Consider the following 9773-nt stretch of genomic DNA (forward strand, 5'->3'; position numbering starts at 1 on the left):
GCAAGGATTCAGGAATAGATTTGATGATTGCTTTTCTGAGCTTGGTAACCGTAATCAGAATGTTTACGATACCGCAAATGAATACCATTGCAAGCGCCTGCTGCCAGGTGAAGCCAAGTGCGAAACATACCGTATAGGTAAAGAACGCGTTTAAGCCCATGCCCGGAGCTTGTGCGTACGGTACGTTTGCAAACAGTCCCATTACGAGCGTGCCGATCGCCGCCGCAATGATTGTTGCCAAGAATACCGCCTGTGAAGGCATGCCTGTCGCCGAAAGAATACTCGGGTTTACAAAGATGATGTAAGACATCGCAAAGAACGTTGTAAAGCCGGCTATTACTTCGGTTGAAGGTTTTGTGCCATTCTCTTTGAGTTTAAAGAACTTTTCCATATGATACCTCCTACAATTAGAATATATAAGTATAAAAACTCATATAGGTATCATACTAAATTACCAAAGGAACCGCAATATAAAACCGTACAATTAAATCCAAAAAGCAATTAATATTCGCCATGATACGAATATTAATTGCTCGTTGTTTTGCAAAGCCCTCTATTTATCTCGTTTTTTTGTATGACATTCCCTGCATGCCCCATCGTGAAGAGATAACACTCCTCCGCATACCGGACAGATATATTCTTCGCGCTGTAATTCCTGAAAATGCTCCAGACCTTTTTCTTTTACAATAGCGCTGTTTTCCATCAGACTGACGCCATATCTCGCAGTATAGCTTTTTTCCAGCCTTTTGATCGCGCCACACGGATATTCCTCGCACACAAAACAATATGTAAGTCCCTTTTCCTGAACACAAGCCTTGATCCTACATTTCCTGCAGTGTTCCGGTTTTCCTTCGTCGCTGTCAATACATCCGGCGCAAGGTTTTTTGTGATTGCAGTGCTTATAGCACACCATACAATTCATCCCGCACGGTGCAAACATGTCCCCATCAATTTTCTCAGGCATCTTCATCATATGCTTTGCTTTTTATAACAGCGCAAAATGGTCGCTTTCCATCATTGGTTTCATCTGTCATAAGCAAAAAGGATGTCCGGCAGGGTCAAACATGACCCTCCAACCATCGGAAAATTGATCCTCTGCGATTGTAGCACCGCAGGTCATTGCGTATTGAACTGCTTTTTCCAAATCATTAACGGCAAAATCCAGATGTGCCATTTGCTGTTGCATTTCAGGTTCTTCCGGCCACACAGGCGGTACATACTCTGGATTCCGTTGGAACATGATGCCGGGGTACGCTCCCTGCTCTGCTCCCGGAGCGCCTACACATGCCCATTCTTCATCATGGAATGGTATTTCCCACCTGAGCAACGCCGCATAAAACTTTGCCAATTCATAAGGCTCTTTACAATCCACCGTAAAGGTATACATCTTGATTTTCAGTTCATTATCCATAGCACGAATCCTTCCTTATGATATTTTCAGCCCTATTTTCCCCTGATCAATGCAATCGTTATAACTCTTTTTTTAAGTAAACCATATCCACAAGCTGTACCCCATCTTCAAAGATGAGGTGGTCATAGTTGTCTGTAAAGAAGTTGCGAATCCTGTGGGAGCGGCCAAAGCCATTTTTTTCATAAAACTGTATGATTGAAGGAATATCGCCCGTTCCGACAATCATGGCCTTATATTTATCTTTATAGAATGTTGAAATGTATTGAATGAGCTTGCTGCCATATCCCATACCATGCCACTTTTCGTATGTTGCTATATTTTTAAGCTCACACTTATCAGAGCCTTCGTCTGTGACCACGCATATACTTTTCAACCCATCATCATTCAAGGCAAATAGCTCTCCACGATCAAGATATTTGTCGATCATAGATTCTTGCTCGTCAGCAAGCAAGAGCAAATCTATAAACTGCTTTTTATCTTCCTTTACAATTTTTATTTCCATAGAATATTGTTCTACTCCCGCTCGGCAAACACGCTCATTTACTAAACACATTGGTTTAGTTTTCAGTGACTTTTGCCATGTTTTCTATATCTATTATCTGTATTACTTGGCGCTTGCCAAATTTCTGTTATCAAAATGTTATCACTATCTAAACCATTTCCCGTATTACTTTTACATCTTTTCCGACCAATATCATTTGTCTCCTCTATATAATACAATATTGCCAGCCGTTTATATGCTATTCGTCTGTTTGCCCATTTTCCACACGATCACGTAGATCGCTTAATGTTATACCATCCTTAACAAAAAATCGCCAGCCATTCACATGATACGCTTCCCAATTGCGGGTTTCAGTCAGTAGCTTACGTGCCAGAGAGGTTACAGTATACCTTTCGTTTTCGTATCCCAGAGTATTTTTATTGTCCAATACTTTAGCAACTATAGTATCATCAAATAAAAATGAAACATCTTCACCGATAGGTATTCCTAGCAATGCGAAGGAATTATTGCCTCTCCTTGACTTGCTCTCAGCTATTTCTTCCTCTTGAGATTGTTCTTCTGTTGGGGCATAAATTTTTAGGTTTTCTTTATCATCTCTTAATGCCGCAACATGACTAAAGACAGCATATGCGGTCTCTGGAGATATTTTGAAAAACTCTCGCTCACGGATTCGACCGTTACTCAACAACTCTCTGGCATGTAATGATTTGTCTATCTGGTCAATAATACCGTGAATATTCTTTTCAACCTTCTGTGGTTCGTCGACCTCATATATTGCATAACAACGATACGAAAGCGGTATATTGGCTGGAGAATTTAGCTCCTGCAATCGTTCGTTAATATCATTGCGCTCTGTCATGCCTATTTTAACCCAACCATCAAGGCATGGATTTGTCAAAATATATACGATTCCATTTATCATTTACACTTTCACTCCCACTCGGCATTACATCTTCATATACTTTACCATAGAATACGGCATTGTGAACATCGACATTTTATGCCACCATCGCATTCTGATTAATCCCCTCTATTACTGCTCTCAAATCCATAAACATTTTCGCATCGTCAAACAAATCACTGATACTCCCCTGGTCTGTAAAGGGGCTCTCCTGTAACACAGACAAATCTTTCATCATACCGTTTCTCACGATGTAATTCACTATCTGCCGCACAAAATACATCTGCCTGCTATCAAGCCCAGTATCATTCAAAAACTGTGAAAACGCATCGTTTGCTGCCTTCTGACTTAACCCAACAATAGATCGCACAAGCTCTCCGAGTGGTGTCTTTCCATATTGTGCATCGTATTGCTCCTTCGTGCCCAGTTCACCCCAAAGAATATTCTCCAGTGACTGCACATCGTCCTTTCTCAATGCTTCATTGCCTTTTAGCTTGGCTATTGCTGGTATATCCTGATGCTGCCTAATATAGAAATTTACCTTTTTCTTATAGTTGATCAGATCATCATTGGCAAGCTGTGATTCATTCCATTCGATGGATAAAATATCGTCTGCAAAATCAGTATCATAACGCACACGCTCCTCGTCAGGTATATACTTGATTAAATCACGTAGCCTTGTACGAATTTCTTCGTAATCCAACACCCCGGCACGTTCAAGCAATTCATTGCTAAGTATCTGTTGAATCAAGTCCTGCTGTTCTGCGATTGCAGTAATATTGCCGTATTTAGAAAGGTCTGTTGCTTTGCGAACCACGTCGTTCTTTGCCCTTTTACAGCTTTTCTCAGCAAGCATCGCAAGCTCAATCTGGTATATCAGCATATCAAAACGGGCTGCCGAAACATCCCCGCCCGTCGGCAATATCAGTGGTGCGATATGTTCTCCAATCTGCAACGTGTTTTCGTACGTGAGCGAATCAAAGTCCGATTCCATTTGATATTTGTCAATAAACCGCAAATGTTGTTTGACTGCGAAATTATCGCGTGGTAAATCTTTTATTTGTCTGACTAAATCCTGAACCAGTTCTTTGCGATACCGTTGTAGTTCATCGGTTTGAAAAGACAGCTCCTGCAGCATGTAAACCATTTCTACCACCGTATTGAACATACGCTCCTGCAAGGTTGCTACTGTCCCCGCCTCGCGTCCCTTTGCATGCAGGCGGAAGAAATCAAAGTTGCCACACAGGTCAAATATATAGAACTGCGTTTTTTCTTCACCGTCAATTAGTCCAACGCACGTACGGGTTCCCCTCCCAATCATCTGCCAGAACTTCGCACGGCTCATCACCTTTTTAAAGAACACCAGGTTCAATATCTCCGGCACATCGATTCCCGTATCCAGCATATCTACCGAGATCGCAATCTGCGGAAATTTCTTCTTGTCCGAAAAATCGTCAATCAGTCTTTGTACGTAATTTGTATAGTTATCGATCACCCTTGCGTAATGGCTGGGATAATCCGGGAACTCCTTATTCCAGACTTCAAGTATCTTCTCCGCGTGGTTGTGATTTTTGGCAAATATAATCGTCTTGCCAATCTTCTCGCCATAATCCACACGTTGACCATGCTCCATCAAAACATACAATGCTTTTTTAATCGTATCCTCGTTGAATAACCACTCATTTAAAGCACTGGCGTCTATGCTTTCCGGCAATTCGCCCTCTTCATTCGCAAAAGTGTTTTCATATTCCTCTTGTTCCTCCGGAGGCAATTCATCATAGGCAATTCCTTTGGTCATAAATTTTAACTCGGTTTCGATTGATACAAAATCGACCAAATATCCATCCTTTACCGCCTCTGAAAGTTCATACCCATAAGTTGGAACTCCACTTTCGAGATCAAACACTCCATAAGTGTTTTTGTCTATTTCATCCTTGGGCGTGGCTGTCAGCCCCACCAGCAGCGCATCGAAATAGGTAAAGATGTCTTTGTATTTGTTATAAATACTGCGGTGCGCCTCATCCACAACAATCAAATCAAAATGCCCCGGTGTAAACAGGCGGTCACCCACGTCGTCCCGGGTAGCGTCAATACAGTTCATCATGGTTTGGTAGGTTGAGAAAACCGCACGGGCATTGGCTTCCTCTTTTCCCTCTGTTAGATTGCAAAGGGAAAGGTTTGGCATCAAGTTGTGGAATGCCCGCTTTGCTTGAGTTACCAATGCGCTGCGGTCAGCCAAAAACAACACATTCTTCACCCATCCATGACGAATGAGTACATCGGCCAGGGAGATAACCGTGCGCGTTTTGCCGCTGCCGGTCGCCATAACAAGCAACGCCTTGCGGCGATTGCGATTGCCAAAGGCATCACACACCGCCTGTATCGCTTCTTTCTGGTAGTAACGGTTGGATATATCGTCGTTGACCTTAACCGCCTTAAGCGGCGTGCGGTCGCGCATGATGTTAAATTCTTTTTCCAGGTCACGCTTGGAATAGAACCCTGAAACCGGGCGCTCAGGATAGTATTTATCATTCCAAATCCGAGTCTCATAACCGTTGGTCATGAAGATAACCGGGCGCTGCCCAAACTTCTTTTCCAGAAAATCAGCATACAGCACAGCCTGTTGCCTGCCCTTTTCTATATTGACACTGGTGCGCTTGGCCTCTATCACTGCAAGCGGCAGGCCGTTATCGCCAAACAATACATAATCTGCGTAGCCCTTGCCTGCTTTGTTGGGCATTTCATCGATAGGATATTCATCCACCCAATTGGGGCCGCGCTGCCAACCAGCATCTTGCAGCATTACATCCACGTATGCGACGCGAGTCTGATCCTCCGTCATATCCATGGGCTTGACGGTGTAACCCTGCTTAAGCTGCTTCACACGCTTGGCGGTAAGCTTTTCGCGCTTGGGGAAGTTTACGTCCAATAGCGTTTGGAAATCTACTTCTTCCACTACCGACGGCTCCGCTGGCGCAGTCTTTGGCTCTGGCTGGTCGATCAACGATAGATCAAACGGCACCTCAGTATAGTCTGTACTATAACAATAGGCGATAAAATCCATAAAGCTGTGCAGGTTTTGCAATGCCAGAACCGCCTGATCCCGGCTAACGCCCTTTTGATTGTGTGTAGCGTTGTTGCCCACCTTACGCAAATAGTCGAGCTTTGCGCCCATCCCTGTAGGAATCAGGTCTTTGAAATCCTCTGTGCTGAGCAATGTGACCAGCTTATCCTCATACGGCATTTTCAGCGAACCGTCCACGCTGTACATCCACTTAACAGCAAACTCCATTGCCGTGCGGCAGGCCATCGCGCAAAGCGCAGGCGAAATGGGCAGCACCCGCTCCGCAGAGACTGCCGCCTCCGCAAAGGGTTCAAATTGTTTGTCTTTCAGCAGAAAATCAAAGTTGGTGCGCATGGCGGTCACCTCATTGTTTTAGAATATTTCGCCCCAGAAGCACTTTTGCATCAGGGATTTATAGTTTTGTTTTAGTTGGGTTAGGGATTGTTGGAGTAGAGATTGTTGCTTTTCAATTTGCCGAATAAAGTCGGCAAATTGGTTTTGAATATAAATAGGGGGAACCATTATTTGTAACTTCTTTAATTTCACTCCCGGCAAGTGGGCAATGGTTGCCTGTCCGACAATGTCTTCAAACTTATTATACTGTGACCGAAATTGAAACCATCTGCTAAGATATTTCGGAATAATTATTTCTTTGTTACACCGAATACGGTGCAATGCTTTTTGAAAATAGCATTCCTTAACCTCTTCTTCCCATATTGCACATCGACCAACTTCTCCACCTTCACATACCAGTAAGTCGCCTTTTTTTAACTCAAATTCTTGTCTATCTGCTTCATTGAAATCCATCTCATTTAGTTCAGAGAAATCAAAGCGAAACCATTGAACATTAAAATTAGCAAGATATGGATAACGATAATTGCCAGTTTGTTGTTTAGTATCAAGCATTTTTCCGAGTCGCGATGTTGCTATCTCGGATAACCTACGTATATCCCACCCTTTCGGGTTCGTTACCGGATCGCCAAACATCTCAATAAACTGCGACTTCGCCAGCAAATCCAGCTTTTCTATCTGCGCCTTGCGCTTTTCGATGAGGGCGCTGGCGCGGTCAAGCACATCCGCAATTTGCTGTTGTACTAGTATTGGTGGAAGAGGAATTTCAAATTCCTTTAACCATTTAAAATGCCGATTATATCCAGTATCTATAACTCTGCGAGATTTGAAGTAATAGTAAACAAATCTCACATTAAGATCATTGTGTTTGACTTTAAGTAGCTTAACTCCATCAGCCCCAATGAATAACGGCGACTCGACGTATTTAAAAACTCTAGTATGGTCACCAAATACAATAACCGGAACATCCTCATACAAACCATCTGGGCTACATACATATCCCCCAATACTATCTTTTCCTTGGTCAATAATTTGATAATCCCCTTGGTTAAGATACTCCTCTTTTTTTATTTTCGTTGCATATTTCGTAACATCATCAATTGCATCATTAAATTGGATATACTCCCACTTACCCACGCAGCACCGCCTCCAGTTCTTTCAGCCCGGCAGCAATCTCCGTTTCAAGCTCGTTGATCTCTGCCATAATCTCCAACGGGTGCGGATACTCTTCCTCCACATAGTTGCTCTTCTTGTATTTGTTGATGGAAAGATCGTAGTCGTTGCCCACAATTTCATCCTTGGGCACAAGGAAACTCTGCTCTGTCCGCTCGCGGCTTTCTTCCGCATCAAGATCATGAAAACGCGTCACGATATCCGGGATATCGCTGTTATCTAGCTGGGTGCGCTTGTCGTCCAGGCTATAGCCGTCGCTCTGCATATCGTAAAACCACACCTTATCTGTGTCTCCTGCCTTTGTAAAGACCATCACAGCGGTGCTTACCCCCGCATAAGGCTTGAACACGCCGGAGGGCATTGATATCACCGCCTCCAGCATATGGTTCTCCACAATCTCCTTGCGGATATCCTTGTGCGCCTTGGAAGAACCAAACAGTACGCCGTCCGGCACAATGGACGCACACCGCCCGCCATTCCTAAGCATTCGCAGGAATAACGCGAGAAAAAGCAGTTCCGTCTTTTTCGTTTTGGTAACTTTCAGCAAATCGGGCGCTACTATGTCATAGTCCAGGCTCCCTTTGAATGGAGGATTCGCCATGACTTTGGTATACTGCCCCTCATCCTCGTTCTGGTCGGAAAGGCTGTCTTTATACACGATCTGTGGATTGGCGATGCCGTGTGTCATCATGTTCATAGCGCCAATCCGCAGCATCGTCCTGTCCATGTCGTATCCGGTGAACATATCGCTGTCATAGTGCGCCTTGGCATCTTTGTCGTAAAAAATCTCTTTCAGGTAATGCTCTTTTAAATATTCCCCCGCCGCCACCAAAAAACCGCTGGTACCGCAAGCCGGGTCACAAATGACATCATCCGGCTGCAAATCCAGAAGTTCCACCATCATGCGAATGATATGGCGCGGCGTCCGAAATTGACCATTGGTGCCCGCCGTGGAAAGCTTGGAAAGCATGTACTCATACAAATCGCCCCTTGCATCCTTCTTATCCGGAAGTTGATCGATATAGGTATACATATCATCCAGCGAGTCGACAATCTTGCCTAAAAGCTGTGGCGTAGGAACCTTAAAGATGGCATCGGACATATATTTTGCATAGGTACCACTGTTTCCATTCAATTCCTTAATAAAAGGAAACACCTCAGATTGCATGGTTTGGTACATTATTTCCGCAGGCTTATCCCTAAACACAGACCACTTCAAATGCTGCTTTCCTGCAAATATACTTATGTATGGCTGCCCAATCCACGAACTTTCTTTTTGTCGGGTTTCATCTGTTTTATCAAGATCGCGTATGAACATCAGGTAGGTAATTTGTTCTATCACATCCAACGGATTTGTCAGCCCGCCCGTCCAGAACATTTCCCATAATTTATCAACTTTATTTTTCAGCTCACCTGTAATCATACACATTCCCTTTCATCACGCAAACACTGTCTTTATTATACAAAAAAACGAACCGAATATGGTACGCAATTAAAATTTTTCTGTTAAAAGTTATAAATAATATTATATATTAAAATTTGAACGTGTACAAGCCAGTGATTACAAAACTCATATCTGCCATAAATCCACGGATAGTTATATTACGTATCCATATTGTTAAATAATGCGCACTCAGAATAACGATTGATTACCAGAATACATCGGTGTTTACTCTGCATGTCAAAAACAAGTGTCCTACCCCTGCAAAACTGTGTGCATCCATCAGTAAAAGTACCAGTATAATAAGTCCTTGCAATCAAAATGCATAACAACAAATTGGATAGAAAAATCAATTCCACTTCACTCCGCTTAATTTCTCATCTATATTTGTAACCAATAAATTCAGCAACGCAATAACATGATCAACTGTCCTTTTTTTCAATAAACTTCTCTGAATTAGCCTTTCTGGCAATTTGATTAATATTTGAACCTATCATATTCAGTTCCTTATATACGTAATATACTACCTCTTTATCTATCACTACAATTCACTTGATAGTATTATGTTTAAAATTAAATCTCAACAAGTACTTGATGATTTGCTTGTATGGGAACAATTGATTTATGTATATAACGATCTTTTAAAAGAGTATCAAGCATTGCCCAGTGAATCTGCAAAATCAGAAATTCAGGAAATTACAACACAAAAAGAAGAAGCCGAACTTAGGTTACAGACTTCCTCAATGTTATTAGATACATCTAACGGATTGGCGTCTAAGTTAATACCAAATATATTGTAATTGGGCAATTTGCACTCAATCCGTACTCAAGGACAAGTAAAAAACCCGCGAAACCCTTTCTGTAAAAGGATTCGCGGGTTTTGAATTTCTATTCCCACTCGATGGTGGCGGGGGGCTTGCTCGTAATGTC

General features: G+C 42.7%; 10 protein-coding genes. 1 reads left to right on the forward strand and 9 read right to left on the reverse strand.

Annotation, left to right across the window (positions count from 1 at the left end; genetic code table 11):
* The 9 genes from VB081_RS13590 to mobC all read right to left on the reverse strand — a co-directional run.
* A partial coding sequence (locus VB081_RS13590; RefSeq protein WP_323401316.1) for an NCS2 family permease occupies positions 1 to 391 on the reverse strand: 391 nt, incomplete at its 3' end.
* 162 nt (positions 392 to 553) lie between these two features.
* Positions 554 to 970, reverse strand: a complete 417-nt coding sequence (locus VB081_RS13595) for a DUF3795 domain-containing protein (protein ID WP_323401324.1) — start codon at positions 968 to 970, stop codon at positions 554 to 556.
* 60 nt (positions 971 to 1030) lie between these two features.
* Positions 1031 to 1411, reverse strand: a complete 381-nt coding sequence (locus VB081_RS13600) for a VOC family protein (protein ID WP_323401317.1) — start codon at positions 1409 to 1411, stop codon at positions 1031 to 1033.
* Between the two features lie 58 nt (positions 1412 to 1469).
* Positions 1470 to 1913 carry a GNAT family N-acetyltransferase gene (locus VB081_RS13605; RefSeq protein WP_323401318.1) on the reverse strand — a complete coding sequence of 148 codons (444 nt, stop codon included), beginning with the start codon at positions 1911 to 1913 and terminating at the stop codon, positions 1470 to 1472.
* Between the two features lie 238 nt (positions 1914 to 2151).
* On the reverse strand, positions 2152 to 2835 hold the full coding sequence (locus VB081_RS13610) for a GIY-YIG nuclease family protein (RefSeq protein ID WP_323401319.1): 684 nt from the start codon (positions 2833 to 2835) through the stop codon (positions 2152 to 2154).
* A 76-nt stretch (positions 2836 to 2911) separates the two neighbouring features.
* On the reverse strand, positions 2912 to 6232 hold the full coding sequence (locus tag VB081_RS13615; RefSeq protein WP_323401320.1) for a DEAD/DEAH box helicase family protein: 3321 nt from the start codon (positions 6230 to 6232) through the stop codon (positions 2912 to 2914).
* Between the two features lie 18 nt (positions 6233 to 6250).
* Positions 6251 to 7366 carry a restriction endonuclease subunit S gene (locus VB081_RS13620; protein ID WP_323401321.1) on the reverse strand — a complete coding sequence of 372 codons (1116 nt, stop codon included), beginning with the start codon at positions 7364 to 7366 and terminating at the stop codon, positions 6251 to 6253.
* The gene (locus VB081_RS13625) at positions 7359 to 8825 is read right to left on the reverse strand and encodes a class I SAM-dependent DNA methyltransferase (protein ID WP_323401322.1); all 1467 of its coding nucleotides are present in this window, start codon (positions 8823 to 8825) and stop codon (positions 7359 to 7361) included. Before VB081_RS13625 ends, VB081_RS13620 begins: the two co-directional genes overlap by 8 nt.
* A gap of 440 nt (positions 8826 to 9265) precedes the next feature.
* A complete protein-coding gene (gene mobC, locus VB081_RS15095) occupies positions 9266 to 9385 on the reverse strand; it encodes a plasmid mobilization relaxosome protein MobC (RefSeq protein ID WP_442872728.1) in 120 nt (39 codons plus the stop codon).
* Positions 9386 to 9406: 21 nt separating this feature from the next.
* Between mobC and VB081_RS13630 the strand changes: the two genes are divergently transcribed.
* Positions 9407 to 9643 (forward strand): hypothetical protein, encoded by a 237-nt coding sequence (locus VB081_RS13630; RefSeq protein ID WP_323401323.1) that lies wholly within the window; start codon positions 9407 to 9409, stop codon positions 9641 to 9643.
* The last annotated feature ends 130 nt before the right edge of the window (positions 9644 to 9773 follow it).

It is taken from the genome of Christensenella sp., assembly GCF_034927525.1.
Classification (GTDB): Bacteria; Bacillota; Clostridia; order Christensenellales; family Christensenellaceae; genus Christensenella.